General features: G+C 69.0%; 27 protein-coding genes. 14 read left to right on the forward strand and 13 right to left on the reverse strand.

Features of this window, described 5'->3' with window-relative positions; all coding sequences use genetic code 11:
- Nucleotides 1-166: 166 nt before the first annotated feature.
- Complete coding sequence (locus ACZ5BU_RS35605) at nt 167-1,186, reverse strand: fatty acid desaturase family protein (protein ID WP_465705257.1); 1,020 nt, start codon at nt 1,184-1,186, stop codon at nt 167-169.
- A 190-nt stretch (nt 1,187-1,376) separates the two neighbouring features.
- On the opposite strand from ACZ5BU_RS35605, the gene ACZ5BU_RS35610 reads away from it, so the two are divergent.
- Together ACZ5BU_RS35610 and ACZ5BU_RS35615 are read left to right on the forward strand one after the other, a co-directional pair.
- On the forward strand, nt 1,377-2,675 hold the full coding sequence (locus ACZ5BU_RS35610) for a sensor histidine kinase (RefSeq protein ID WP_465705258.1): 1,299 nt from the start codon (nt 1,377-1,379) through the stop codon (nt 2,673-2,675).
- Nucleotides 2,627-3,274, forward strand: coding sequence for a response regulator (locus ACZ5BU_RS35615; protein ID WP_465705260.1), 648 nt, complete (start codon nt 2,627-2,629; stop codon nt 3,272-3,274). Before ACZ5BU_RS35610 ends, ACZ5BU_RS35615 begins: the two co-directional genes overlap by 49 nt.
- On the opposite strand, the gene ACZ5BU_RS35620 is transcribed toward ACZ5BU_RS35615, so the two are convergent.
- The 4 genes from ACZ5BU_RS35620 to ACZ5BU_RS35635 form a co-directional block, all read right to left on the reverse strand.
- A complete protein-coding gene (locus tag ACZ5BU_RS35620) occupies nt 3,252-3,995 on the reverse strand; it encodes an amino acid ABC transporter ATP-binding protein (protein WP_465705262.1) in 744 nt (247 codons plus the stop codon). The two genes, ACZ5BU_RS35615 and ACZ5BU_RS35620, sit on opposite strands and share 23 nt — an antisense overlap.
- A complete protein-coding gene (locus tag ACZ5BU_RS35625) occupies nt 3,992-4,723 on the reverse strand; it encodes an amino acid ABC transporter permease (RefSeq protein ID WP_465705264.1) in 732 nt (243 codons plus the stop codon). Before ACZ5BU_RS35625 ends, ACZ5BU_RS35620 begins: the two co-directional genes overlap by 4 nt.
- A 116-nt stretch (nt 4,724-4,839) precedes the next feature.
- Nucleotides 4,840-5,700 (reverse strand): ABC transporter substrate-binding protein, encoded by an 861-nt coding sequence (locus tag ACZ5BU_RS35630; protein ID WP_465705266.1) that lies wholly within the window; start codon nt 5,698-5,700, stop codon nt 4,840-4,842.
- A 10-nt stretch (nt 5,701-5,710) separates the two neighbouring features.
- Complete coding sequence (locus tag ACZ5BU_RS35635; protein WP_465705268.1) at nt 5,711-6,508, reverse strand: helix-turn-helix domain-containing protein; 798 nt, start codon at nt 6,506-6,508, stop codon at nt 5,711-5,713.
- A 50-nt stretch (nt 6,509-6,558) separates the two neighbouring features.
- Between ACZ5BU_RS35635 and ACZ5BU_RS35640 the strand changes: the two genes are divergently transcribed.
- Complete coding sequence (locus tag ACZ5BU_RS35640) at nt 6,559-7,341, forward strand: phytanoyl-CoA dioxygenase family protein (RefSeq protein WP_465705269.1); 783 nt, start codon at nt 6,559-6,561, stop codon at nt 7,339-7,341.
- Here ACZ5BU_RS35640 and ACZ5BU_RS35645 read toward each other — a convergent pair.
- The 6 genes from ACZ5BU_RS35645 to ACZ5BU_RS35670 form a co-directional block, all read right to left on the reverse strand.
- Nucleotides 7,338-8,360 (reverse strand): zeta toxin family protein, encoded by a 1,023-nt coding sequence (locus ACZ5BU_RS35645; RefSeq protein WP_465705271.1) that lies wholly within the window; start codon nt 8,358-8,360, stop codon nt 7,338-7,340. The genes ACZ5BU_RS35640 and ACZ5BU_RS35645 overlap by 4 nt on opposite strands.
- Nucleotides 8,357-8,662 (reverse strand): hypothetical protein, encoded by a 306-nt coding sequence (locus tag ACZ5BU_RS35650; protein WP_465705273.1) that lies wholly within the window; start codon nt 8,660-8,662, stop codon nt 8,357-8,359. Before ACZ5BU_RS35650 ends, ACZ5BU_RS35645 begins: the two co-directional genes overlap by 4 nt.
- 27 nt (nt 8,663-8,689) lie before the next feature.
- Nucleotides 8,690-10,468 carry a 3-hydroxyacyl-CoA dehydrogenase family protein gene (locus ACZ5BU_RS35655; protein ID WP_465705275.1) on the reverse strand — a complete coding sequence of 593 codons (1,779 nt, stop codon included), beginning with the start codon at nt 10,466-10,468 and terminating at the stop codon, nt 8,690-8,692.
- Between the two features lie 64 nt (nt 10,469-10,532).
- Entirely contained in the window at nt 10,533-10,967 is a 435-nt protein-coding gene (locus ACZ5BU_RS35660; RefSeq protein WP_465705567.1) for an NUDIX hydrolase, read from the reverse strand.
- Nucleotides 10,967-11,860, reverse strand: a complete 894-nt coding sequence (locus ACZ5BU_RS35665; RefSeq protein WP_465705277.1) for a class I SAM-dependent methyltransferase — start codon at nt 11,858-11,860, stop codon at nt 10,967-10,969. Before ACZ5BU_RS35665 ends, ACZ5BU_RS35660 begins: the two co-directional genes overlap by 1 nt.
- Nucleotides 11,857-12,180 (reverse strand): hypothetical protein, encoded by a 324-nt coding sequence (locus ACZ5BU_RS35670; RefSeq protein ID WP_465705279.1) that lies wholly within the window; start codon nt 12,178-12,180, stop codon nt 11,857-11,859. Before ACZ5BU_RS35670 ends, ACZ5BU_RS35665 begins: the two co-directional genes overlap by 4 nt.
- 78 nt (nt 12,181-12,258) lie before the next feature.
- Between ACZ5BU_RS35670 and nucS the strand changes: the two genes are divergently transcribed.
- From nucS to glmS, 3 genes are all read left to right on the forward strand, one after another.
- A complete protein-coding gene (gene nucS / locus ACZ5BU_RS35675) occupies nt 12,259-12,918 on the forward strand; it encodes an endonuclease NucS (protein ID WP_465705280.1) in 660 nt (219 codons plus the stop codon).
- Between the two features lie 78 nt (nt 12,919-12,996).
- Complete coding sequence (locus ACZ5BU_RS35680; RefSeq protein WP_465705282.1) at nt 12,997-13,278, forward strand: hypothetical protein; 282 nt, start codon at nt 12,997-12,999, stop codon at nt 13,276-13,278.
- 39 nt (nt 13,279-13,317) lie between these two features.
- Nucleotides 13,318-15,138: a glutamine--fructose-6-phosphate transaminase (isomerizing) gene (gene glmS, locus ACZ5BU_RS35685; protein WP_465705284.1), complete on the forward strand. Its 1,821-nt coding sequence runs from the start codon at nt 13,318-13,320 to the stop codon at nt 15,136-15,138.
- A gap of 98 nt (nt 15,139-15,236) precedes the next feature.
- On the opposite strand, the gene glsA is transcribed toward glmS, so the two are convergent.
- Entirely contained in the window at nt 15,237-16,676 is a 1,440-nt protein-coding gene (gene glsA / locus ACZ5BU_RS35690; protein ID WP_465705286.1) for a glutaminase A, read from the reverse strand.
- A 163-nt stretch (nt 16,677-16,839) separates the two neighbouring features.
- Between glsA and ACZ5BU_RS35695 the strand changes: the two genes are divergently transcribed.
- The 8 genes from ACZ5BU_RS35695 (at nt 16,840) to mmuM (ending at nt 24,739) form a co-directional block, all read left to right on the forward strand.
- Nucleotides 16,840-17,955 (forward strand): L-talarate/galactarate dehydratase, encoded by a 1,116-nt coding sequence (locus ACZ5BU_RS35695; RefSeq protein WP_465705288.1) that lies wholly within the window; start codon nt 16,840-16,842, stop codon nt 17,953-17,955.
- Entirely contained in the window at nt 17,940-18,620 is a 681-nt protein-coding gene (locus ACZ5BU_RS35700; RefSeq protein ID WP_465705290.1) for a FadR/GntR family transcriptional regulator, read from the forward strand. The genes ACZ5BU_RS35695 and ACZ5BU_RS35700 overlap by 16 nt, the downstream gene beginning before the upstream one ends.
- Nucleotides 18,620-19,498, forward strand: coding sequence for a LysR substrate-binding domain-containing protein (locus ACZ5BU_RS35705; protein ID WP_465705292.1), 879 nt, complete (start codon nt 18,620-18,622; stop codon nt 19,496-19,498). The genes ACZ5BU_RS35700 and ACZ5BU_RS35705 overlap by 1 nt, the downstream gene beginning before the upstream one ends.
- A gap of 52 nt (nt 19,499-19,550) precedes the next feature.
- Nucleotides 19,551-20,465, forward strand: coding sequence for a 5-dehydro-4-deoxyglucarate dehydratase (gene kdgD, locus ACZ5BU_RS35710; RefSeq protein WP_465705294.1), 915 nt, complete (start codon nt 19,551-19,553; stop codon nt 20,463-20,465).
- Nucleotides 20,462-21,781: an enolase C-terminal domain-like protein gene (locus ACZ5BU_RS35715; RefSeq protein ID WP_465705296.1), complete on the forward strand. Its 1,320-nt coding sequence runs from the start codon at nt 20,462-20,464 to the stop codon at nt 21,779-21,781. Before kdgD ends, ACZ5BU_RS35715 begins: the two co-directional genes overlap by 4 nt.
- On the forward strand, nt 21,782-22,606 hold the full coding sequence (locus tag ACZ5BU_RS35720; RefSeq protein WP_465705297.1) for a M55 family metallopeptidase: 825 nt from the start codon (nt 21,782-21,784) through the stop codon (nt 22,604-22,606).
- A gap of 263 nt (nt 22,607-22,869) precedes the next feature.
- The gene (locus tag ACZ5BU_RS35725) at nt 22,870-23,796 is read left to right on the forward strand and encodes an FAD-dependent oxidoreductase (RefSeq protein ID WP_465705299.1); all 927 of its coding nucleotides are present in this window, start codon (nt 22,870-22,872) and stop codon (nt 23,794-23,796) included.
- Nucleotides 23,780-24,739, forward strand: a complete 960-nt coding sequence (gene mmuM, locus ACZ5BU_RS35730) for a homocysteine S-methyltransferase (protein WP_465705301.1) — start codon at nt 23,780-23,782, stop codon at nt 24,737-24,739. Before ACZ5BU_RS35725 ends, mmuM begins: the two co-directional genes overlap by 17 nt.
- On the opposite strand, the gene pdxR is transcribed toward mmuM, so the two are convergent.
- On the reverse strand, nt 24,736-26,118 hold the full coding sequence (gene pdxR, locus ACZ5BU_RS35735; protein WP_465705303.1) for a MocR-like pyridoxine biosynthesis transcription factor PdxR: 1,383 nt from the start codon (nt 26,116-26,118) through the stop codon (nt 24,736-24,738). The two genes, mmuM and pdxR, sit on opposite strands and share 4 nt — an antisense overlap.
- Between the last annotated feature and the right edge of the window lie 3 nt (nt 26,119-26,121).

Raw genomic sequence — 26,121 nt, forward strand, 5'->3', positions numbered from 1 at the left:
CCGGCACCAACGAGAACCCGGAAACCCACAGAACTCCCACTCTACCGTCCGCCTCAACCTAACGGGGGGGGGAACAACAAAAAAACGCCCGCCCCCCCCCCCCCCGCTGCCACTTGGAAGGCTTTCTGCGCGACATAGCCCCTCAAGGCTAGTCGTATGACCTAGCTCACCTACGAAGTTCCTCGCCGACGGCGTGCATGTGACGCAATCCCATTCGGTACGAATCGATCAGACCCGTTGAAACGTAGGGCATTCCGATGCGCTCGCAGTACTCCCGGACGATCGGCTGGGCGAACCGGAGATTGGCCCGCGGCATGCTCGGGAACAGGTGGTGCTCGATCTGGTAGTTGAGCCCGCCCATCATCCAGTCGGTCACCAGACCGCCGTTCACGTTCCGCGACGTCAGCACCTGCTTCTCCAGGTGGCCCCAGTTGCTGTCGTCGTCGGGCATCTCCATGCCCTTGTGGTTCGGCGCGAACACGCTGCCGAGGTGCAGTCCGAAGACCATGTGGTGGATCAGCGCGAACAGCACCGCCTGGCCGGGCGACATGATCAGGAACAGAGCGCTGAAGTACAGCACGAGGTGCGCGGCCATCAGGCCGATCTCCAGCTTCTCCGTACGACGGCGCGCTAGCAGGAAGCGGATACTCGACACCTTGAGGTTGAAGCCCTCCAGGGTGAGCAGCGGGAAGAAGATCCGCGCCTGGTTGCGGGTCAGCCAGCCCTCGAAGCCACTGCGGCCCTCGGCCTGCTGCAGGGTCCAGACGAACACGCCCTCGCCGACGTCCGGGTCCTTGTCAGTGTGGTTCGGGTTCGCGTGGTGGCGGTTGTGCTTGTCGACCCACCAGGCGTAGCTCATCCCGAGCACGAGGTTGCCGTGCAGCATCCCGATCCAGTCGTGCAGCTTGCGCGAGCCGGCGATCTGCTGATGCCCGGCGTCGTGCCCGAAGAAGGCGGCCCGCGTGGTCAGGATTCCCAGCGGCAGCGCGAGCAGCAGCACCCACCACGAGGCGCCGATCACGGCCATCCCCGCCCAGGTCAGGCCCATCAGCACCACGTTGATCCCGATCGCCATCGCGTACGCGGCCGTCCGTCGCTCGAGCAGACCGGCGGACTTGATCTCACGTAGCAGCGGGGAGAAATCACTGCCGCGGGTAGGGGGAACTAACACGGTTGGCTGAGCCATCAGGTCCTCGTCTCGGGTGCGGTGGGAGGCCTAGGCGTACAGCCGCGGCCAGCGTACGGCATCAACCCTCTGCGCCCTAACGGCTGAAAACATGAGAGCTACTACCCAAATGGCTGGGGGTGACAGGCCTCCGGCCAGAGGGGAGTTAACCCCACCGCGCCTGAGCACACGCTGAGTCATGATGGGAGACATGAGCACTGTCGCCACCACTGACGCACCGCCGATGCGGTATCCCAAGGTCGCCCAGCCGTGGATCGCGCTGTTCCTGGCGATCCTGGCCGAGCTGGGGATCGCCCTGTTCGTGCTCAGTGTGGTGTCCGTGCCGCTGATCGCGGTCTGGGTCGGCATCCCGCTGCTGCTTGTGGTCGTACCAACCGCACGCTGGTTCGCGAACTGCCACCGCACGATCCTGGCCGGCTTCCTCGGCGAACGGATCCCGCGGCCGTACAAGCAGCCGCCGCTCCCGGGCATGCTGATGCGGCTGCGGACGATCCTGACCGATCCGCAGACCTGGCGCGACGTCGCCTGGCTGCTGGTGAACGCGGTCGTCGGCTTCACGCTGTGCCTGCTGAGCGCCGTACTGTTCCTGGCCGGGCTGTTCTATCTCGTCTACCCGCTGCTCGTCGGCGTCACGCCGGAGGGTGTCTTCACCGAGCCGTTCGGCGGGCTGTTCCACGTCAACTTCTGGACCAGCTTCCTGGTGATGCCGGTCGCACTGATCGCGTTCCTGATCTGGAACGCCGCCGGCGAGCGGCTGCTGCGGGCGAACGCGTTCCTGGCCCGTTCGCTGCTCGGCCCGACCGAGAGCGCAAAGCTGGCGATGCGGGTCCGCGAACTGTCCGAGTCCCGCGCCGAGACCGTCGACACCCAGGCGGCCGAGCTGCGCCGGATCGAGCGCGACCTGCACGACGGTGCGCAGGCCCGGCTGGCCGCGCTCAGCATGAACCTCGGCATGGCCGAGGAGATGGTCGCCCGCGACCCGGCCCAGGCTGCCGCGCTGCTGACCGAGGCCCGGGAGTCCGCGAGTACGGCGCTGTCCGAACTCCGCGACCTGGTCCGCGGGATCCACCCGCCGGTGCTGGCCGACCGCGGCCTCGAAGGTGCGGTCAAGGCGCTCGCGCTGACCTGCCCGTTCAAGGTCGACACCACCTTCGACGTCCCCGGCCGCCCGCCCGCGCCGGTCGAGTCCGCGGCGTACTTCGCGGTCGCCGAATGCCTCGCGAACGCGGTCAAGTACTCCGCCGCCACGAACGCCTGGATCCAGATCACGCACGAGGACGAGAAGCTGCACATGATCGTCGGCGACGACGGCGTCGGAGGCGCTGCCGTCACGCCTGGCGGAGGTCTGTACGGTATCGAGCGGCGGCTGGCCGCCTTCGACGGTACGTTGACCGTGGTGAGCCCGAGCGCCGGGCCGACCACTGTGATCATGGAGCTGCCTTGCGAGTCCTCATCGCTGAAGACCACGCCCTCCTCCGGGACGGCCTGATCCGCCTGCTGGAGGCGCACGACTTCGAGGTCGTGGAGGCGGTCGACAACGGACCCCGGCTGGTGCCCGCGCTCGTCGAGCACCGGCCGGATGTCGCGGTGGTCGACGTCCGGCTGCCACCGACGTTCACCGACGAGGGCCTGAAGGCCGCGATCGAGGCCCGTACCCAGGTGCCCGGCCTGCCGATCCTGGTGCTCTCGCAGTACGTCGAACAGCTCTACGCCCGCGAGCTGCTGACCGGCGGCGGAGGCGGTGTCGGCTACCTGCTCAAGGACCGGGTGTCGAACGTCGCCGACTTCCTGGACGCGGTCCGGCGGGTCGCCGGCGGCGGTACCGCGATGGACCCGGACGTGATCGGTCAGCTGCTGGCCCGCAACACCAGGGACTCCCCCGTCAGCCGGCTCACGCCACGCGAGTCCGAAGTCCTCGGCCTGATGGCCGAAGGCCGCTCGAACGCCGCCATCGCCGCCGCCCTCTTCGTCACCGAAAAGGCCGTCAGCAAACACACCAACAACATCTTCGCCAAACTCGACCTCCCCCCGTCCGAGGACGACAACCGCCGCGTGATGGCGGTGCTCACGTACCTCTCGTCGCGCTGATCCTGCTGAGGAACTCGCGGGTGCGGGGTTCCCGCGGGCTGTCGATCACCTGCCGTGGTGGGCCGACCTCGAGAGGGCGGCCGTGGTGGAGGAAGCAGATCTGGTCGGCTACCTCGCGGGCGAAAGCCATCTCGTGGGTGGAGACGAGCATCGTCATGCCCTCGGACTTCAGTTCGCGGAGCAGGTCGAGGACCTCGCCGACGAGTTCGGGATCGAGCGCGGACGTCACCTCGTCCAGCAGCATCAGCCGCGGCGAGTTGACCATCGCGCGGGCGATCGCGGCACGCTGCTGCTGACCGCCCGACAACTCGTCCGGCTTCGCCGCCGCTTTGTCCGCGAGACCGACGCGCTCCAGCATCTGCAAAGCCCGCGCCCGCGCGACCTCCCGCGGCACCCGGTGCACGCGGATCGGTGCGAGCGTGATGTTGTCCAGTACGGTCAGATGCGGGAACAGGTTGTACGACTGGAACACGATCCCGATCCCGGATCGTACCTTGTCCGCATCGACCCGAGGGTCCGTGATATCGGAACCGGCCAGCTCGATCACGCCGTCGTCCACGGTCTCCAGCAGGTTCACACAGTGCAGCAACGTCGACTTCCCGGAGCCGGAGGCCCCGATCAGCACGACGCACTCCCCCGCCGCGACGTCCAGATCGAACCCGTCCAGTACGACGTTCTCGCCGTACGCCTTCCGCACTCCACGCAGTGTCAGCAGGCTCATACCGGTCCGCCTCCCCCGCCATACCAGCCCTGTCTCCGCGCGACGTAGTCGGTCAGTCGCGTCAACGGGATCGTCAGTGCGACGAACAGCAGCCCGGCCACGACGTACGGCGTGAAGTTGAAGTCCTCGGCCGTCTCCAGCTGCGCAGCCCGGATCGCGTCGATGACGCCGAGGACGGCGATCAGCCCGGAGTCCTTCTGCAGGCTGACGAAGTCGTTCAGCAGCGGCGGCAGCACCCGGCGTACCGCCTGTGGGAGTACGACGAACCGCAGCGTCTGCCGGTACGTAAGCCCGAGCGAACGGGCGGCCGCCCGCTGCGACGGATGCACCGACTCGATCCCGGCGCGGAACACCTCGGCGACGTACGACGAATAGGTCAGTACGAGCGCGGCGCCGCCCCAGATCACCGCCTGATTCGGCAGCCCGCGCAACTGCAACGCCGGTACGCCGAAGCCGAGCAGGAAGATCACCAGCAGCAACGGCAGCCCGCGGAACACGTCCGTGTACGCCGCCGCGAACACCCGCAACGGGAAGAAGATCGGCCCGCGCAACGTGCGCATGATCGCCAGCGTCATCCCGAACACGACGATCAGGACCGCGCAGACCAGCATCACACGGACGTTCAGCCAGAGGCCCTGGGCAACGATCGGCAGTGCCTGCCAGCCGCGGTGGACGTCGAAGAACGTCGCCCGGACCCGCGGCCAGCCCGGTGTGGAACCGATGCCCACGACAACCAGGACAAGAAGGATCACCGTGCTGACAACGGCGATCAGGGTCGATCGCCGCGCCTGCCTGCTCCGGTACGCGATCCGCTCACGCTGTAACTCGGACGGTTGCCAAGTACTCACGAGAGCTCGGGAGCGCCTGACTCGGTCAGGTACTGCTTCTGCAGGTTGGCCAGCGTGCCGTCCGCCTTCAGCGCGTCGACTGCCTGCGTGACGCACGCGGTCAGCTTCGAGTTCTTCTCGAGTACGTAGCCGAACTGCTCGGCCTTCCCGCCGGCCGGGAGCTGCCCGACGATCTTGCCGTTGTCGAGCTGCGCCGCGGTCATGTAGAACGCGGTCGGCAGGTCGACGACGATCCCGTCGAGCTGCTTGTTCTTCAGCGCCTGCACCGCGAGGTCGTTCGAGTCGAACACGGCCGGTGGCTGCTTCGGCTTCACGATGTCGCGCAGCTCGGTGTAGCTCGTCGTACCGACCTGGGCGCCGAGCTTCGCGTCCGCCAGGTCCGCGACCGACTTCGCGTTCGCGATCTTGCTGCCCGCGGTGGTGATCACGGTCTGCCGTACGTCGTAGTACCCGGAGGAGAAGTCGACGGCCTTGCGGCGCTCGTCGGAGATCGACACCTGGTTGACGTCCAGGTCGAAGGCCTTCGGACCGGGCGCGAAGGCGGTGTTGAACTGCACGGTCCGCCACTTCACCTCGGCCTGCACGAATCCGAGCTTCTTCGCCAGCGCGTAGGTGACCGCCGACTCGTACCCCTTGCCGTTGTTCGGGTCGTTGTTGCTGAACCACGGCTCGTACGCCGGCTTGTCGGTGCCGACCGTCAACGTCCCGGCCGTCTTCACCTCCAGCTTGTCCTTGGCGCACGCATCCGACCCCGACGGCGTCGACGTACCGGACGAGTTGTTGTCCGCCGGTGCACACGCTCCCAGCCCCACGACCGCCAGTACGGCCAGCCCCACCACAGCAGCACGCGTTCTCATGCGCAGAACCTTAAGGCCTCTTCCTGTACGCGGTGGGGCTGGATCCGGTATGTAGGCGGAAGCGGGTGGAGAAGTAGAGCGGGTCGGCGTACCCGACCTGGGCGGCGACCGAGGCGACCGGGCGGCTGGTGAGTTCGAGGAGGCGGGCGGCGGCGTCGAGGCGGCGGCGTTCGACGAACTGCTGCGGGGTGACGCCGAGTTGCTCGCGGAACAGGTGTGCGAAGCGGGACACGCTCAGGTTCACCGCCTTGGCCAGCCGCGGTACGTCGAGGTTCGCGGTCAGGTCCTGGTCGATCAGCTCGATCGCGCGCAGCAGGCGGTCGTCGATCTGGACTGCCTTCGGGTTCTGGGTGTCGCACCACAGCAGCGCGGCCTCGAGCGAGTTCGCGCTCAGCTGCTCGGCCTGGGGCACGACGCCGTGCTGATGGCGTACGGCGTCCTTCAGATGGTCCGCGATCCGGTGGAAGGTGGGTTCCGCCGGGTGCAGCTGGACGATGCCGGGGGCAACTTCCGGCCAGTCGAGCAGCGGCAGCCAGTCGGGTTTCGGGTTCACATGCGCGTACAGGAAGTGCCACCGGTGGCCGACCGTCGCGTAGTCGTGCAGCGTCCCCGGGCGGACCAGAGTCACGCTTCCGGGCTGCGCGCTGACCTGGCCGAATCGTCCCTGTCCGTCGAGGGTCTGGACCAGCAGCCAGTCGGTGGTCCCGCGCCGCCGGTACGTCGCGTACTCAGGCCCTTCGTCGAACTCGCCGGTCACCAGCCGGCGGACCACCGGATGCGGCGCTTCAGCAGGATCTCGAAGGTTCACAGCCAGATACGCTATCGTCCGGCGGCCTGTGGCGAACAGATCCTTGAGATATGACAGTCGTGGACATCTACCAGCGGGACGGCATCGTCCAGGTCCCCCAGTTGTTCGATTCCGCCGAGGTCGAGCGGATCAGGACCGTATTCATGCAGCAGGTCGCCGTCGACCATTCGCTCGCGATCGATGACGGCGTACCCGAGGACGACCCGCTGGCGAAGTACCCGCGGTTCGTGCATCCGCACCGGCGGACCGACGTGGAGGCCGGACGGCTCTCGCTCGAGCTGATGCTGGACAGCCGGATCCTCGATGTCGTGCAGGCGCTGATCGGTCCGGCGCTGGGCGCGCAGTCGATGTTCTACTTCAAGCCGCCGGGTGCGCGCGGGCAGGCGATGCACCAGGACAACACGTTCCTGCGCGCCGATCCGGAGACCTGTCTGGCGGCCTGGATCGCGGTCGACGACGTGGACGCGGACAACGGCGGGCTGGCCGTCGTACCGGGCTCACACAAGACCGAACTGGCCTGCCCGGAGCCTGCCGACCTCACCGAGTCCTTCACCAGCGTCGAGGTCCCGATCCCGGACGGCCTCAGCAAGGTGCAGACGAAGATGAAGGCCGGGGACGTCCTGTTCTTCCACGGCAGCGTCGTGCACGGCTCGCGCCCGAACAGCACCGACGACCGCTTCCGCCGTTCGCTGATCTTCCACTACATCCCCGAGGACAGCGTCGAGATCGCTGCCTTCTACAACCCGCTCATCAAGCTCGACCGCCGCGAAACAGTCCTCCCCGAAGCCATCGGCGGCGGCCCCTGCGGCGACTACGCCGAGATGGAGCCCTAGAGTTCGCGGCCGGGCGGGGATGGACGCTGCGGCGGGCGTCCGGTAGGGGGCTGCGTTCGGCTGGGACCGGGCGGCGCGAGACCCGCGCCGGTGACGTGCCGAAGCGCTGCCAGGCGATCGTCGAGACGTGGCCCGCGAACCGGGGCAGGCTGCGGCTCCGGGCGCTCGACCTGTTTTCGCATCGCCTCCCGGACCAGCTCGTCCACTGGCTCCTCCAGCTCGTCGCCGCGTGCCCGCAGGGAGCGCACGGTGCCGACGAACCGTCGCTGCTCGAAAGGCGTCGGCGGACGGTTGCGTCCGGCAACGAGCGCGTCCCGGGCTCCGGGTTCCCGCTCCAGTGTGCCGTCGGCCAGCCGGTGGTTCTCGAACAGCACGTGCCCCGAACGGTCCACCACGTAGATGTCGTCGGCGTACCCCAGCGTCTCCACCGCGTGGGCCGCGTCCGGAACTCCCCGGTAGACCGCGTTGTGCGCCCGCGGATCCACCAGCCGTCCGGCGCCGGCGTTGTCCTTCGCCAACTGGTACCGCTCGGCGATCGCGAGCAGACTGTCGGCCTCGTTCGTCGCGACGTACACGGCCACCACCCGGTGACCGGAACCTCGGAGCTGGTCCAGAACCTGCTTCGCCTGATCCGGGTTCCCCATCCAGGCACTCGTCAGGACGTCGTACGGCGGATCCGCCGACAGCACACTGTTCAGGCACTGCTCGCTCAATTCGGGCGGCAGGCTCCTGACCACGTCGTCATGTGCCGTCGCACCACCCTCGCGGGTCGCTTCGCGATAGCGCGGATGGGCTTCCGGGTCGTCATCCGCGTCGTACGACGCCGTCGTCCCGAAGCCGAGCGCCGCCTGCACCCGGTCCTGGATCGTCGACTTCGCGGCACCCGGCTGCCCGCCGACGGCCACGGCGAGCGCCGGTACACCGGGGGCCCGCACGGGGCGTCCCGTCGGGGTGATCTCGTCGATTCGCTGGGCCAGGAGCGCCGCGGACTCGGCCGGCGTGAGCGCAAGGTCGGTCATTCGCCGAGATCGGCTCGCAGGCCGGCCAGCAGGCCGGGATAGGTCCGCAGGATCTCGGCCCGCTCCTCCGCCGAGAGACCGACCCGCCGCCGGAACACCTCGGTGTGGGCGGTTCGCTGCACCTCCAACTCAGCGCGCCGCGAACCCTCGGTCTCCTTGGCGATCAGCGCGTTGTAGCTCGCCAGGACGGCCCGGATCAGGACGCGAACACGCTCGGCCTCGATCCGTTCGGCATCGGTCAGTGGCGCCAGTGGCCGCCCTCCGAGGGCCTCGGTGATGTGTTTCTTCCGCTCTTCGGGCACGTACGCAGCGTAGCCCCGGCGGGTCGATCAATTGCTGTAGTCGCGGAAGCCGCGGCCGGTTTTGCGGCCCAGGTAGCCGGCGGTGACGAGGTGTTCCAGCAAGGGGGCGGGAGCGAAGCCGGGTTCGCGGAATTCGAGGTAGAGGGTGCGCTGGATGGCGAGGGAGACGTCCAGGCCGACCACGTCGAGCAGGGCGAACGGGCCCATCGGGAGGCGGCAGCCCAGTTTCATCGCGGCGTCGATGTCGTCGACACCCGCGTAGTGCGCCTCGAGCATCCGGACCGCGTCGTTCAGGTACGGGAACAGCAGGGCGTTGACGATGAAACCGGCGCGGTCGCCGCAGCGGACCGGGTGCTTGCCGGCGGCAACGGCTACGGCGGCGACCGTGTCGGCGACGTCCGGCGCGGTGCTCACGGTGCTGACCACCTCGACCAGCTGCATCACCGGTGCCGGGTTGAAGAAGTGCAGCCCGACCACGTCGGCCGGCCGCCTCGTCGCCATCGCCAGGTCGATGACCGGCAGCGACGAGGTCGTGGTGGCCAGGATCGCGCCCGGCTTGCAGATCTCGTCGAACGTCTCGAACAGCGCCTGCTTGACGCTCAGCTCCTCGACCACGGCCTCGATCACCAGGTCGACGGACGCAAGGTCGTCGAGCTTCGCCGTACCGGTCACCCGGCGCAGCGCCGCGTCCCGCTCGTCCGACGACAGCTTGCCGCGCTGCACGCCCTTCTCCAGCGAACGTTCCAGGACACCCCGGACCCGCTCGACCTTCTCGGTACCGCGGGCGACGTACAGCACGTCGTACCCGGCCTTCGCGAGCACCTCGACGATGCCGACCGCCATCGTCCCGGAGCCGACCACGCCGACCTGCTTGACCGGACGTACGGCGATCTCGTCCCCGGCCATGGAAGGCGTGTGCTCGTCGTCCACCACGACCGGCGAATCGGCCGACTCGTAGGTGTAGAAGCCGCGACCGGTCTTCCGGCCGAGCAGCCCGGCGGTGACCATCTGCTTGAGGATCGGGGCCGGCGCGTGCAGCCGGTTCCGGCCCTGCTTGTACATCGTGTCAAGGATCTCGTACGCCGTGTCGAGGCCGATCAGGTCGAGCAGCGCGAGCGGCCCCATCGGGTACCCGCAGCCGAGCCGCATCGCAGCGTCGACGTCCTCACGCGTGGCGTACCTGGACTCGACCATCGACACCGCGTGGTTCAGGTACCCGAACAGCAGCGCGTTCGCGATGAACCCGGCCCGGTCGGCCGCGACCACCGGGACCTTGTCGAGCCGGCGGGCCAGCGCCTGTACGTCGTCCACCACGTCCGGCTCGGTGACGACGGTCTTGATCACCTCGACGAACTCCTGCACCGGGGCCGGGTTGAAGAAGTGCATGCCGACCACGCGCCGCGGCCGCTGGGTGGCGACCGAGATCTCGGTGACCGACAACGACGAGGTGTTGGTCGCGAGGATCGCGTCCTCGCGGACGATCTTGTCCAGCGTGGCGAAGATCTCGCGCTTCAGTTCGAGCCGCTCGACGACCGCCTCGATCACCAGGTCACAGTCGGCGAGCGCCTCCATCGAGGTGGCGAACGTGACCCGGTCGAACAGCGCCTGCTGGTCCTCGACCGACAGCTTGCCGCGCTTCACGGCCCGGTCGGTCGAGTGCTGGATGTGGCCGCGGCCGCGCTCGGCGGCTTCCTCGTCGCGCTCGACGCCGACCACGGTCAGGCCGTGGCGCGCGAACACCTCGGCGATCCCGGCGCCCATCGTGCCGAGCCCTACCACACCCACTGTCGTCAGTTCCCGAGCCATGCTGTGCACTATGCCAGTCCGGACACTGGTCCGCCCATGAGTTGCGTCACCGGCGAGGTCAACCTCACACGGGTTCGTCTAGCACCACCGGGGTCACAGTCCAGCCGTCGAGCAGCCACGACGGATCCGGTGCGCCCTGGAGCGCGGCCGCGATCGGCCGCGGTCGCAGGTCCCGAGCGGTGAGCTCGGACAAGGACAACCACACAGGTCGGTAACCACCGGCCGCGAGCTCCGGCCCGTCACCCGTACCGAACTCGCCGCCGATCACGTCCGCCGTGAAGTAGTGCTGCGTACTGTCGCCGAAATGCACGACCGCGACCGCATGCCGGATCTTCACCAGCAGGCCGAGTTCCTCGTACGCCTCCCGCCGCGCCGCCTCCGCCGGGCTCTCGCCGTCCTCCACCTGACCGCCCGGCAGGACGTGGTACGTCCGCCTGTCCCGGACTCGCTCGATCGCCGCGAGCCCCTCCGGAGTGATCAGTACGACGCCGGCCCGCATCACGACCGCTTCGCCAGGATCTGGAACCAGGACCCGATCTTCGACTCGGTCCGGATCAGGCCGTCGACGGTCCACCCGGTCGCCGTCAGCAACTCGCGCAACGGTTCCTCCTGCCAGAGCACGAAGTGTCGCGGGAGGTCGAGGTGCCGGTTCGACCACTCCTCCCCCTTGCCCTCGCGGGTCGAGAAGGCCAGGACGGGCGCGCAACGGGCCGACTTCCGCAGTACGGCGTTCAGCTCGGCGCGATCGAAGTGCAGGAACACCGCGCTCGCGTACACCGCGTCGTACGGACCGCCGTACTCGTCGGTGATCGCGTTCAGCCGGTCGGCGGCATACCCGTCGGCCCGCATCATGTCGACGAACGCCTGGGTCGCGTCGGTACGGCGGACCCGGTAGCCGCGGCGCTCCAGCTCGAGCGCGTCCCGCCCGGCACCGCTGCCGAGCTCCAGCAGGCGTGCTTGAGGCGCGACCCGCCCGGCGAGCAGCTCGATCAGGGCGTTGCTCGGGTCCTTCGGGATCGTGTCGCGGAACTTGTCCGGAGCCTGCTCGTACGCGGCCAGCGTGAGCTCGTTGTCCGATGCGACCCGGGTCCATCCGTCACCGGTGTGTTCGACGACCGCAGGGAGCTTGAGGCCGAGATCCAGACCGAGAACGACGATGGCCTCGCCGCGGTGCAGGTCCGCGATCGCCTGCAGCTCCGCCTCTGGCCGCTGGGTCAGCTCCGGTACGACGGTCAGCCGCACCCCGAGGCGCTCCGCCAACTGCGAACCGGCCGCCGCCTCGAACGGGCCGGCGTACACCTGGACGACCCGCTCGCCGACCCCACCGACCAGGTCGGCGTCCTGGACGTCACCGGGCAGCAGCAGGATCCGCGCGGGACACATGAGGTTCATCGAGCGACATACTCCAAGGCGTCGGCGGCGTACTCCGGCCAGACGTCGGACCGGGCGAGCGGGATCTTCACCCACTCCTTCATCGGCCTACCCATACCCGGATCGAACTGCTCCACACCGTCCAGTGCGAGCGCCTTGACCAGCGTTTCCGGCGGCAGCTTGAACGTCATCGCGTCCCCGAACATCCCCGCGACCACCTTCTTGCCGATCTTGAGGCAGGGCATCCCGAACATGCTCCCCCGCACCACCCCGGCCGGCTCCAGCCCGGCCGCCACCGCGTCGTACGCCGCAACCGCCTCGGCACTCACCTTCGGCATCATGCTCACCACCTTCCCACTCCGTACCCCGCGTGCACTACGGTGCTTTCTCGTGCGCTTCGTGCACTACGGTGCTTTCTCGTGCGCTTGGTGATTGCTACGTGTTCTGTGGACTACTCGGGGCGGCTGACGGCTCATCTGCCGATGGCGCCGCGGTTGCTGATGGTGAAGGCGGACGGGTCGGTACTGATCCACGCCGACGGCGGGTCGTACAAGCCGCTGAACTGGATGTCTCCGCCGTGCAAGCTGGTCGAGGAGGACAACGTCTGGAGCGTCACCAACAAGGCCGGTGAGGAGCTCCGGATCACGCTCGAGGAGGTGCACAGCGACACCTCGTACGAGCTCGGCCAGGACCCGGGGCTGATCAAGGACGGGGTCGAGGCGCACCTGCAGGAGCTGCTCGCCGAGCACGTGCACACCTTCGGCGACGGCTGGACGCTGGTACGGCGGGAGTACCCGACCGCGATCGGCCCGGTCGACCTGCTGCTCCGCGACGCCGACGGCCGGCACGTCGCGGTGGAGATCAAACGCCGCGGCGAGATCGACGGCGTCGAGCAGCTCACCCGGTACGTCGAACTGCTCAACCGCGACCCGCTGCTGGCTCCGGTGCGCGGTATCTTCGCCGCCCAGCTGATCAAGCCGCAGGCCCAGTTCCTGGCCACCGACCGCGGCCTGGAGTGCCTGACCGTCGACTACGACGCCCTCCGCGGCATGGAGTCCGACGTACTTCGGCTCTTCTAACTACTGACAAAGCAGGAAATTTGCCCGATTTCGGGCAGAAGCTTTGCCATCGCCCCGGAAACACTGCATGGTTGACAGGTGATCAGTGAGGCGGCCGTGGAGCCGGTCGGTGAGCTGGCCGATCAGGTCAGCCGGACGACAGGACTGCCGGCGGATGTCGCGCGGCGCGTGGTCGCCGACGTACTGGCCTATTTCACCGAGACGACCGAGGAGTACGTCCGGCGCCGGCACCGTGAGCTGCAGACCTACGGTGCCCGCAACGACGAGATCTTCGCCCGGCTCGGCACCGAGCTCCGGCACTGGCCGGTCCGCTCACCCGAACTCTCGGCCCGGCAGCTGCGACGGATCGTCTACGGCTGACGGGCCCGCTCAACCGAACCTACGAAGGGGCACCACTACATGTGCGGAATCGTCGGGTACGTCGGCACCAAGCCGGCCGCGCCCATCCTTGTGGACGGCCTGGCCCGGCTCGAGTACCGGGGCTACGACTCGGCGGGCGTCGCCGTACTCGGGTCCAGCGAACTCAAGGTGCACAAGGACGCCGGCCGGGTCCGTGAACTGGAGGCGTCACTGCCGAAGCGGTTCGGCGGCAAGCTCGGCATCGGCCACACCCGGTGGGCCACCCACGGCGGCCCCAGCAAGGACAACGCGCACCCGCACGCCAGCGGCAACGAGCGGATCGCCGTCGTCCACAACGGCATCTTCGACAACGCCGGCGCGCTGCGCACCCAGCTCGAGGACGCGGGCGTCAAGCTGCGTTCCGAGACCGACACCGAGGTCCTCGCGCACCTGATCGAGCAGGCCGACGGCGCCACCCTCGAGGAGAAGGTGATGGCAGCCCTGCGCCGGATCGAGGGCACGTACGGCATCGCCGTCATCGACCTGGACTTCCCGGACCGGATCGTGGTCGCCCGGAACGGCAGCCCGCTGATCCTCGGCATCGGCGACGGCGAGATGCACGTCGCCTCCGACGCGGCCGCGCTGATCCGCTACACCCGCCAGGTCGTCTACCTGGACGACGGCGAGCTCGCCACCGTGCGCGCCGACGGGTACCGCACGTTCACCCAGGACGCCGCCCCGACCACGAAGACCGCGAAGACGGTCGAGTGGGAGGCCGAGGAGTTCGAGCGCGGCCTGCACGAGCACTTCATGATGAAGGAGATCCACGAGCAGCCGGACGCGGTCGGCCGGGTGATCCGGGGCCGGCTGGACGAGCGCTTCCACACCGTGCACCTCGGCGGCCTGAACATGGACGCCCGCGAGGCCCGGGAGATCAAGCGGGTCAAGATCCTCGGCTGCGGTTCGGCGTACTACGCGGGCCAGATGGGCGCGCAGTTCATCGAGGAGGTCGCGCGGATCCCTGCCGACGCGGAGCCGGCCTCGGAGTTCCGGTACCGCAACCCGGTCGTCGAGCGGGACACGCTGTACGTCGCCGTGTCGCAGTCCGGCGAGACGCTGGACACGCTGGTCGCCGTCCAGGAACTGAAGCGCAAGGGCGGCCGCGTCATCGGTCTGGTGAACGCGGTCGGATCCAGCATCGCCCGCGAGGTCGACGGCGGTGTGTACCTGCACGCCGGCCCGGAGGTCTCGGTCGCGTCGACCAAGGCGCTGACCAACATGGCGGTCGGGTTCGCGATGCTCGGTATCCACCTCGGCCGGATCCGGGACGTCTCGCCCGCGGACGGCCGGCGGCTGATCGAGGGGCTGAAGAAGCTCCCCGAGCACATCGCCGCGATCGTCGCGCAGGAAGAGGAGCTGGCCAAGATCGCCGGCCGGCTCGCCCAGCACGAATCGCTCTTCTTCGTTGGTCGTACCCGCGGTTACCCGGTGGCCCGGGAGGGTGCGCAGAAGCTCAAGGAGATCTCGTACCGGCACGCCGAGGCGTACCAGACCTCGGAGCTGAAGCACGGTCCGCTGGCGCTGATCTCGCCGGACGTCCCGACCGTCGCGATCGTCCCGGACGACGAGCTGCTGGACCGGAACATCGGTGCGCTGCACGAGATCGGCGCGCGGTCCGGCCCGCTGTACGTCGTCACGCACCCGGGCGTCGAGGTACCGGACGGGGTCGCGGCGAAGATCGTGGTCCCGAAGAACGAGCCGGAGCTCGACCCGATCCTGCTCACCATCCCGCTGCAGATCATCGCGTACTACGCGGCCGTTGCCCTCGGCCACGACGTCGACAAGCCCCGCAACCTGGCCAAGTCCGTCACCGTCGAGTAGCGGCGGGCCGCCAGGCCATCACAATCGCAGCACGACGCCCCCCGCCACGCTCAGCGTGACGGGGGCCGTCGCATTACGATGGCCTGCAGATCCGCAGCTCAGAGTTGCTGGCCGGGCTGCTGAGGTGCCTTCGCCTTCACCGCTGGGGCAGGCGACACGCCGCCGTGCGACGCGGGCGTGCCGGAGCCCACTCTCGCCATTCCGTCGAGGGCCGTGGCGATCTGCCGAGCCATGTCGGCCTTGCGGTCGGCTTCGCTGAGGGGACGGGCCGCTTCGGTACCGCGGGCGCGCTGCGGCTCGGAGACGCCGTACGGGTGGAGGTTGAAGTCACTCACCAGGCGCTTGCACACCTCGACACCGCGGACCGAGTTCCCGGCCCCGTCGAGGCGCGGCGAGTACGAGACCACAGCGAACTTCCCCTGTTTGACCGCCAACACGCTCCCGGCCACCCCACTCTTACCCGGCAGGCCGACCTTGTGGGCGAATTCCCCGGAACCGTCGTACATGCCGCTGTGGGCCATCACCGACAGCACCCGCGCGGTCGTCTCCGGGGAGAACACCTGTTGGCCGGAGTACGGCGCGACGCCGCCGTTCGCGAGCGTGGCAGCGGCTGCCGCCAACCGTGCCGCGTCGACCTGGAGCGAGCAGACCTGGAAGTAGAACTGCGCCGTCGCCGCCGTACTCGCCAGCCCGCCGCCGCCCTTCAGTCGGCCCTTCGCCGCCATCGCGAAGGCCAGCTGACGGTTCCCGTCGCCGGTCTCGTCCTCGGCGTAGAAAGTCTCGGTGTCGGATCCCGGCGGCTGCCCCATCATCGCCGTCCACGTCTCCTTGACTGTGTGGAACCGTTCGCTGTGGGGCTTTCCCGAACCGACCAGGGCCAGTGTCGCGATCGCGCCGGCGTTGATCATCGGGTTGCGCGGCTTGCGGTCCAGATCGAACGACAGGGTCGGATCGTTGAAGACCCCGCCGCTCTGCTCCGTTCCGACCCATCGGTCCACCTCGTCGGCGCCCAACTCCTCGAGCGCCATCGCGTAGGTGAACGGCTTCGACGTGGACTGGACGCTGAACGGATCGGCGGAGTCACCGATCTGGATGACCTGTCCGTCCACGGTGCAGATCGCGATACCGAACTTCTCCGGATCGGCGCCGGCCAGCGTCGGTATGTAGTCGGCGACCGCGCCGTCCCGGTTCGGCAACAGGTCGGCGTAGATCTGCTCGATTCCCCGGCTGAGCTCCGCGAACTCGGCACGTGACATGGCCAGCTCGTCGTTCAGAGCCCGTCCGATGATCCTGTCGCCGTGCTCCGCGATCCGGGTGAACTCCGGGTAGTCGATCTGGACCGGCTGCTGGTCGATCCCCAACTGCATCGGCCGGCCGTCGGCGTCGCGGGCACCGGCCAGCGCCGACCGTACCCGCGGATCGAGCGGATCGATCCCCACCTGGCCCAAGCGGCTGAGCAGTTCCCAGGCCCAGATCCTGCCGTCACCATCGTTGTCGAGACTCTCGAATGACCGGAGCAGCTTCTCCGACGCGTCCATTGGCTGCTTCCTTCCCCAGGTTGGCGGCAGACAGACGCACGACGACGCTGTCGGGCGCCCAGCAGCTTCTCGGTTTATTGTTTCCGGCTCGGTCACCTGGTGTTACGGCCACGTCAATCGAACATCTTGTTGGACAAGTGGAGTACTTGTACGATCACTTGGCATGGACCGCATCCGCCGTGTGCAGCTCTCGTCCGTCGTGCTCCCGCTCGACCAGCCGATCAGTGACGCCAAGGTGCTGACCGGGCGGCAGCGGCCGATGACCGAGGTGGTGTTCCTGTTCGCGGAAATCTGGACCGCTGACGATCATCACGGGATCGGGTTCAGCTACTCGAAGCGCGCGGGCGGCCCGGCACAGTACGCGCATGCCAAGGAAGTGGCGGCAGGGTTGCTCGGCGAGGACCCGTCGGACATCGCGAAGGTGTACGACAAACTGCTCTGGGCCGGCGCGTCCGTCGGGCGGTCCGGGGTCGCGACGCAGGCGATCGCGGCGATCGACATCGCGCTGTGGGACCTGAAGGCGAAACGCGCGGGTCTCCCGCTGGCCAAGCTGCTCGGCGCGCATCGCGACTCGGTCCGCGCGTACAACACGTCCGGCGGCTTCCTGCACGCGCCGATCTCCGAGGTCAAGGAACGGGCATCGAAATCGCTTGCCGACGGCATCGGTGGGATCAAGATCAAGGTCGGCCAGCCGGACACGCGGATCGACCTCGAGCGCGTACGGGCGGTACGCGAGCATCTCGGTGACGACGTACCGCTGATGGTGGACGCGAACCAGCAGTGGGACCGGCCGACGGCGTTGCGGATCGGCCGGGTGCTGGAGCAGTTCGGCCTGGTGTGGATCGAGGAGCCCCTGGACGCGTACGACGCGCTCGGGCACGCGGAACTCGCCGCCGCACTGGACACGCCGATCGCGACCGGCGAGATGCTGTCCAGCGTCGGCGAACACGTCCGGCTGATCGAGGCGCGGGCGGCCGACATCATCCAGCCGGACGCGCCGCGGATCGGCGGCATCACCCCGTTCCTGAAGCTGGCGACGCTTGCCGACCACAACGGTCTGCAGCTGGCGCCGCACTTCGCGATGGAGATCCACCTGCACCTCGCGGCGGCGTACCCGCGGGAGCCGTGGGTGGAGCACTTCGAGTGGCTGAATCCCTTGTTCAACGAGCGTCTGGAGACGGTCGACGGCCGGATGCTCGTCCCGGACCGTCCCGGCCTCGGCTTCACCACCAGCGAGCAGTGTGCGCGCTGGACGGTCGATCGGTGCGAGTTCACGTGAGTGGGTTGGCGTACCAGGTGGACGAGGATCTGAAGCAGCGGATCCTCAGCGGCGAGATCGCGCCCGGCCAGAAGCTGCCGGGTGAGAACAGCCTGGTCGAGGAGTTCGGGGTCAGCCGGACCGTGGTCCGCGAGGCGGTGTCGCGGTTGCAGGCGGCCGGGCTGGTGGAGACGTTCCAGGGCCGCGGGTCGTTCGTGCTCGAGGTTCCGGAGCGTACGCCGGGACTGCGCGCGGTCCGGTCGCACCGTGACGTCCTCGACCTGATGGACTTCCGGATCGGCGTCGAGAGCGAGGCGGCCGGGCTGGCGGCGGGTCGTCGTACCGCCCATCAGCTGAAGGGGATCGAGCGGGCACTGCACGACTTCCGGCGCGTGGGTGACGACCCGGGTCGGTCGGTGGACGCGGACTTCGCGTTCCACCTCAAGGTTGCCGTTGCTTCGGGCAACCGGTTCTACGGCGACCTGATCGGTGAGCTCGGTCCGATGATGATCATGCTGCCGCGGACCCGGCTGGACCCGGCGTACGAGATCTCCGACCCGGACCACCTGACCCGGGTCGTGCACGAGCACGAGAACATCCACGCCGCGATCGACCGCGCCGACTCCGAAGCGGCCCGTGCGGCGATGCGAGTGCACCTCGCGAACACCCGGGACCGGCTGCGCTGATGTTCACCCTCGAGCAGCTGAGCGCGTTCGTCGCGGTCGCCGAGGAGCTGCACTTCGGCCGGGCCGCCGACCGGCTGAACATGACCCAGCCGCCGTTGAGCCGGCAGGTGCAGAAACTCGAGCGCGCGGTCGGCGTCCAGTTGCTCGAACGCGACAACCGCAAGGTCGAGCTGACCGAGGCGGGCCGGGCGTTCCTGGTCGAGGCACGCCGGTTGCTGGCGCTGGTCGAGACCGCGGGAGACCTCGCCCGGCGAGTGGACCAGGGCGCGGCCGGGACGTTGCGGCTCGGGTTCACCGCGACGTCGGCGATCCGTACGCTGGGTCCGCTGCTGCGCCGGCTGTCCGAGGAGCTGCCGGACGTCGACGTGATCCTGCACGAACGGGTCACGCCCGCGCAGCTCGACGGGTTGCTGCGGGGCGAGCTGGACCTCGGGCTCGGGCGGCCGCCGTTCGACCTCGACGTACTCGAATCCCGCGTGGTGTTCCGGGAACCGTTGTGTGCCGTTGTCCCCGGCAACCATCGGCTCGGGTCGCTCGACCGGCCGTTGACCACCGCGGACTTCGCCGGCCAGCAGGTGATCAGCTACTCGCCGGCCCAGGCCAGGTACTTCCACGAGCTGACCGTCCGGTTCCTCGCTGACTCGCATCCGCGGATCGAGCAGCGGGTACAGCAGATCCTCACCGTGATCCTCCTGGTCGCGGCCGGGCGCGGCGTCGCGCTGGTACCCGCGTCGGCACGCAGCCTGGGGGTCGAGGGCGTGACGTACTGCGACCTCGACGCGTCGGACGAGCTCGTCGAGCTGCACGCGATCTGGCGGCGGGACAACACCAGCGCGGTGTTGCGGCGCGTGTTGACGATGCTCTCCGAGCATCAATAGATCCAAAAAGGATCTTGGACAGGTATCCACACGGGTTCCTACGCTGAGCCACGTGACCCACTACTCCCCCGTCGAGCTCGCCGCGCAGCTCAAGACCGGGCTGCTCTCGTTCCCCGTCACCGCGTTCCACGACGACCTCAGCTTCAACGAGACGGCGTACCGCGAGCACCTGTCGTGGCTGAGCCAGTACGACGTCGCCGGCCTGTTCGCCGCGGGCGGTACCGGCGAGGGCTTCTCGTTGACACCGGCCGAGATCGACACCGTCGTACGGGTCGCTGTGTCCGAGGTGGACGGCCGGGTGCCGGTGATCGCACCCGCGACCGGTGGTACGGCGTCCGCGATCGAGGGCGCGCGCGCCGCGGAGGCTGCGGGCGCGGACGGCATCCTGCTGTTCCCGCCGTACCTGACGGAGGCCGGGCAGCGTGGTCTGATCGAGCACGTGTCGGCGGTGTGCCGCAGTACGAGCCTGGGCGTGACGGTGTACAGCCGGGCCAACGCGGTGCTCAGCGATGTCACCGTCGCGGAACTCGCCGAGCGGAACGCGAACCTGGTCTGTTTGAAGGACGGGGTCGGGAACGTCGAGCAGATGACGCGGACGTACGCACGGGTCGGCGAACGGCTGACGTACATCGGCGGGCTGCCGACGGCGGAGACGTTCGCGCTGCCGCTGCTGCAGCTCGGGTACAGCACGTACTCGTCGGCGATCTTCAACTTCGTGCCGGAGTTCGCGCTCGGGTTCTACGCGGACGTGCTGGCGCAGGACCGTACGGCGGTCTACCGGAAGCTGAACGAGTTCGTGCTGCCCTATCTGGACATCCGCGATCGGACCAAGGGGTACGCCGTTTCGATCGTCAAGGCCGGGGTGAATGCGATCGGGCGTGCTGCCGGGCCGGTGCGTCCGCCGTTGCAGGACCTGACCGCCGACGAGGTGTCGTTGCTGACCGACCTGATCGGGAAGGTGTCATGACGCCGACGGTCGCGTCGGTCGAGGTCGTACCGGTCGCCGGCCACGACAGCATGCTGCTGAACCTCAGCGGGGCGCACGGCCCGTTCTTCACCCGCAACATCGTGATCGTCACCGACAACTCCGGAAACGTCGGTCTGGGCGAGGTTCCTGGCGGCGAGAAGATCGCGAACACGATCCGCGCCGCAGCAGACCTCCTGGTGGGCCAGCCGCTCGCCCGGTACAGAAGCTTGCTGCACACCATCTCCCGGACATTCGAAGGACTCGACAGCGGGGGCCGCGGGCTACAGACGTTCGACCTCCGTACGACGGTGCATGCGGTCACGGGGCTCGAATCGGCGCTGCTCGATCTGCTCGGACAACACCTCGGCGTACCGGTGGCCGAATTACTCGGCGAAGGACAGCAACGCGCCGCGGTCCCAGTACTGGGTTACGTGTTCTACGTAGGTGATGCGACACAAACGGATCTGCCCTACCGGACCGATGCGGGTGATGATGCGTGGGAGCGACTTCGGCGGCAGCCTGCGTTGACGGCTGACGCCGTGGTGGAGCTGGCGGTTGCGGCGCAGGAGCGGTATGGGTTTGTCGACTTCAAGTTAAAGGGCGGTGTGTTCGACCCGCATGTGGAGATCGATGCGGTGCGGGCGCTGCACGAGCGGTTCCCGGATGCGCGGATCACGGTGGACCCGAACGGAGCCTGGTTGTTGCGGGAGGCTGTTGCCGTCTGCGCGGGGCTCGACGACGTACTCGCGTACGTGGAGGACCCGTGCGGAGCGGAAGGCGTGTTCTCCGGGCGGGAGGTGATGGCCGAGTTCAAGCGCCGTACCGGACTCCGCACCGCGACCAACATGATCGCCACGGACTGGCGGGAGCTCGCGCACGCGATCCGCACCGACGCCGTCGACATCCCGCTCGCCGACCCACACTTCTGGACGATGGCGGGATCGTTACGGGTCGCCCAGCTGTGCAACGCCTTCGGCCTCACCTGGGGTTCGCACTCGAACAACCACTTCGACATCTCGCTCGCCATGTTCACCCACGTCGGCGCCGCGGCACCCGGCGAGATCACCGCGCTCGACACGCACTGGATCTGGCAGGACGGCCAGGCGCTGACGAAGAACCCGCTGCGGATCACCGGCGGCGAGATCGCCGTACCCACGGCACCCGGGCTCGGCGTCGAGCTCGACCGGGACGCCCTGGCTGCCGCACACGAGCTCTACCTGGAGCACGGTCTCGGCGCCCGCGACGACGCGATCGCGATGCAGTACTTGATCGAGGACTGGAAGTTCGACCCAAAGCGGCCTTGTATGGTGCGTTGAATGAAGGTGTTCCTGTCAACGGACATGGAAGGTACGGCGGGCGTCGTCGACTGGGGTCAGGCCCGCGGACCCACCACCGAGTACGAGTACTACCGCCGCCAGCTGCAGGCGGAGGTGAACGCCGCGATCGACGGCGCGCTGGCCGCGGGCGGCACCGAGTTCCTGGTGAACGACTCGCACTCGACCATGCAGAACCTGCTCCCGGACGAGCTGCACGGCCGGGCGAGCTACCTGTCCGGCAAGCACAAGCCGCTGTACATGATGCAGGGCCTGGACAGCTCGTTCGACGCCGCGTTCTTCGTCTCGTACCACGGCTCCGCCGGCGCAACCGGGTCCGTGCTGCCGCACACGTACAACCCGCGGGCGATCGCCGAGGTCCGGCTGAACGGCCACATCACCGGCGAGGCCGGGATCAACGCGCTGGTGGCGCTCGCCCTTGGAGTGCCCGTAGTACTGATCTCCGGTGACCGGACCACGATCGAAGAGGCGCAACCGTTCTGCCCGGACATCGAGTCGGTGGTGGTGAAGGAGTCGGTGTCGCACAACGCGGCGCTGTCGGTACACCCGGAGCGGGCCCGCGAGCTGATCCACGACGGCGCGCGTCGCGCCCTCGCCCGGTCGAGCGACATCCGGTTGCCGAGCATCACACTGCCGGCCGAGTTGACCGTACGGTTCCACAGCCGGGCGTTCGCCGAGCTGGCGTGTGAGGTGCGCGGGGTCGAGCGTCGCGAGGACCGAGTTGTTGCCCTACGCAACGACGATCCGCTGCAGCTCTACCGGATGTTCATCGCGATCGTCTTCCTGAGCCGCGGGGTCAGCGAGTAAGTCACTGGCACGCCCGGCGGGATCCGCCGCGGGCGGACCTGAGCCACTCACCAAGCGGCGCGATGCCGGCGACGGCACGCTCGGGTTCGGCGGTCAGCCGGCCGTTCGCCGGGGTTAGTGAGTGGTGCAGGTCCGGCCGGGCGGTGCACCGCCCGGCGGCGGGTTGCGCCGGGGGCTCTGCGGGTCGCGCATGGGTGGTCGGCCGGTTGTGCCGTGGGTGGTCTGCGGTGGCGTGATTGCCGTCTACGCGTAACAATCTGTGAATGCGCGTGATCGTGGTGGGTGCGGGCGTCATCGGGCTGAGCTGCGCCATTCGGCTCGCCGAGGGTGGGTATGAGGTCGCGGTGTTCGCCCGGGACCTGCCGTTGGAGACGACGTCGTCGGTGGCGGCCGCGCTCTGGTACCCGTACCTGTCAGCGCCGGAGGACCGGGTGACCGCCTGGTCGCGGACGACGTACGTGGAGTTCGCCAAGCTGGCCGAGGTCGAGCCGTCGGTCGCGCTGCGTCACGGACGCGAGTTCCTGACCGAACGTACGCCCGACCCGCGCTGGGCCGACGTACTGCCGGATCTCACCCGGATCGGGTGGCCGCCGCAGGGGTTCGTCGACGGGTGGTCGTTCACGGCGCCGGTGATCGACATGCCTGCGTACCTGCCCGCGCTGGTGAAACGCCTCGAGGCCGCGGGCGGGACGCTGACCCGCGCGGCACTGTCCGCGCTGCCGACCGGCGCCGACCTGGTCGTGAACTGCACCGGCCTCGGCGCCCGCCTGACCGCGAGCGACCCGACCGTGACGCCGGTCCGCGGCCAGGTGCTGACGGTCGAGCCGTGCGGCCTCACCGACTGGCTGCTCGCGGACCGGTCGCCCGGCGAACTGACGTACGTCATCCCACGGACGAACGACGTCGTCGTCGGCGGTACCAGCCAGCCCGGCGACTGGAACCTCACGGTCGACCCAGAGACCACCACGCAGATCCTCGACCGCGCCGCCGAACTGATCCCCCAGCTCCGCAAGGCGAAGATCATCCGCCGGCGCGTCGGCCTCCGCCCGGCGCGCCCGGCGATCCGCTGCGAACTCGTCCGCACCCGCTCCGGCGAGCCCATCATCCACTGCTACGGCCACGGCGGCTCCGGTGTCACCCTGTCGTGGGGCTGTGCCGACGAGGTCCTGGACCTTGCCCGCACCGTCTGACCAGCTGGTCATCCTCGACGGCGGCCTGTCGAACGCCCTGGAGGACCGCGGCCACGACCTGTCCGACGCCCTCTGGTCCGCCCGCCTGCTACGCGACGCTCCCGCGGAGATCGCCGCCGTACACCGCGCGTACTACGAAGCCGGCGCGATGGTCGCCACCACGGCGAGCTACCAGGCCAGCGTCCCCGGCTTCGAACGCGCAGGTGTCTCACGCACCGAGGCCGAACGCCTCATCACCAGCAGCGTCCACCTCGCCCGCGAGGTCCGCGACGAGTTCGAGGTTCCCGGGCAGCTACTGGTGCCCGGGCGGTTGCTGGTGCCCGGGCGTCGGCTGGTTGCGGCCTCCGTCGGGCCGTACGGCGCAATGCTCGCCGACGGTTCGGAGTACCGGGGGAGGTACGGCGTGAGCCGCAAGGTACTCCGCGACTTCCACGCCCCGCGCCTCGAGCTGCTCGCGTCGGCAGGCCCGGACCTACTGGCCGTCGAGACAATCCCCGACACCGACGAGGCCGAGGTCCTGGTCGCCCTCCTCGCCGAACTCGACCTACCCGCCTGGTTCTCCTACTCGATCGAAGGTCTGCACACCCGGGCCGGCCAACCCCTGGCAGACGCCTTCGCCATCCCGGACATCCCCCAGGTAGTTGCCGTCGGCATCAACTGCTGCAAACCCGAAGACGTGCAACCCGCGGTGCAAACCGCGGTCGCCACCACCGGCAAACCCGCCATCGCCTACCCCAACCGCGGCGAGTCGTGGGACGCGGTAGCACGCACCTGGGTCGGTTCGGGCGAGGGGCCAGCCGAGTTCGCGCGCGCCTGGGTCGAGGCGGGAGCGGCATACGTCGGTGGTTGCTGCCGGGTCGGACCGGACGACATCCGCGCCCTGTCCTTCCTGCTTAAGTCTATCGACTCTGACGACACCAGCCCCGGGTTTTCCACAGGCTAGACGCCGAGGACTTGGCAGAGGAGGTCTAGGGCGCCGGGGTAGGCGTGGTCCGGTGGGGTGCCGTAGCCGACGATTACTGCTTGGCGGGTGGCTGGGGTCGGGTTGAAGTGGTAGGTGGTGAGGGTGGCCAGGCCGAGGCCTTGGCGGGCGGCTCTGGTGACGATGTCTTCGGCGTCGGCGGGGACGTCCAGGAGGACGTGCAGGCCGGCGGAGATGCCTGCGACCTCGACTTCGGGGGCGCGGACGGCGAGGAGTTCCACCAGCCGGTCGCGGCGGCGGCGGTAGTGCAAGCGGGAGCGGCGGACGTGGCGGTCGTAGTGGCCGGAGGCAATGAATTCGGCGAGGACCAGTTGCTCGAGGGTGGCGGTCTGGAAGTCGGCGGTACGTTTCGCGGCGACGACCGGTTCGATCAGGCGTTGGGGCAGCACCATCCACGCCAGCCGTAGACCGGGCGCCAGGCTCTTGCTCGCCGTACCTGTGTACACGACGCGCTCCGGATCGAGAGCCTGCAGCGCGCCGACCGCCTGCCGGTCGTACCGGAACTCGCCGTCGTAGTCGTCCTCGATCAGCACCGCCCCGGTCGCCCGCGCCCACTCGACGGCGGCGGTACGGCGCTCCGGTGCGAGCGGTACGCCCGTCGGCATCTGGTGCGCCGGCGTCAGCAACACCCCCTCCCCGCTCAGGCCCGACGTCTCGGCGCCCAGCGCGTCGACCGGTACGGCGGCCACGGACAGCCCGCGCGCCCGGATCACGTCCCGGTGCAGGCCGTACCCGAACTCCTCGACCGCGATCGTCGTACCGCCGAGGTTCTTGATCGCCTCGCTCAGCAGGCTCAGCGCCTGGACCCACCCGGAGCAGATCAGGATCCGCTCCGGGTCGGCCCGGACGCCGCGGGCCCGGGCGAGGTAGTCGGCGAGCATCCGCCGCAGCTCGATCCGGCCGCGTGGATCGCCCAGCCCGAACGCCTCGTTCGGCGCCGCGGTCAGCGCCTTCCGCGCCGCGGCCAGCCATTCGGTCCGCGGGAACGTCGCCACGTCCGGCGCGCCGGGCGTCAGGTCGTACCGGAAACTACGGGCCTCCGGCAACGAAACCGACGGCGTCGGCGGCACCGCGGCCCGATTGGCGACGACCGTCCCGGATCCCTGCCGCGCGGTCAGCCACCCCTCCGCGACCAGCTGCCCGTACGCGTCCGCGACCGTGTTCCGGGCGATCCCGAGATCCTTCGCCAGCGATCGCGACGACGGCAACCGGGTCCCGGCCGCCAGCCGGCCACTCCGGATCGACGCGTGCAACGCCCGCACCAGATCACCCCGGCCGCGGGTCGTGCCGAGCTCGAGGTGCAGGTCCGCTCCCGCCGAATTGGCCCCTGGTTCCGCCATAGA

It is taken from the genome of Kribbella sp. NPDC031520 (assembly GCF_055580825.1).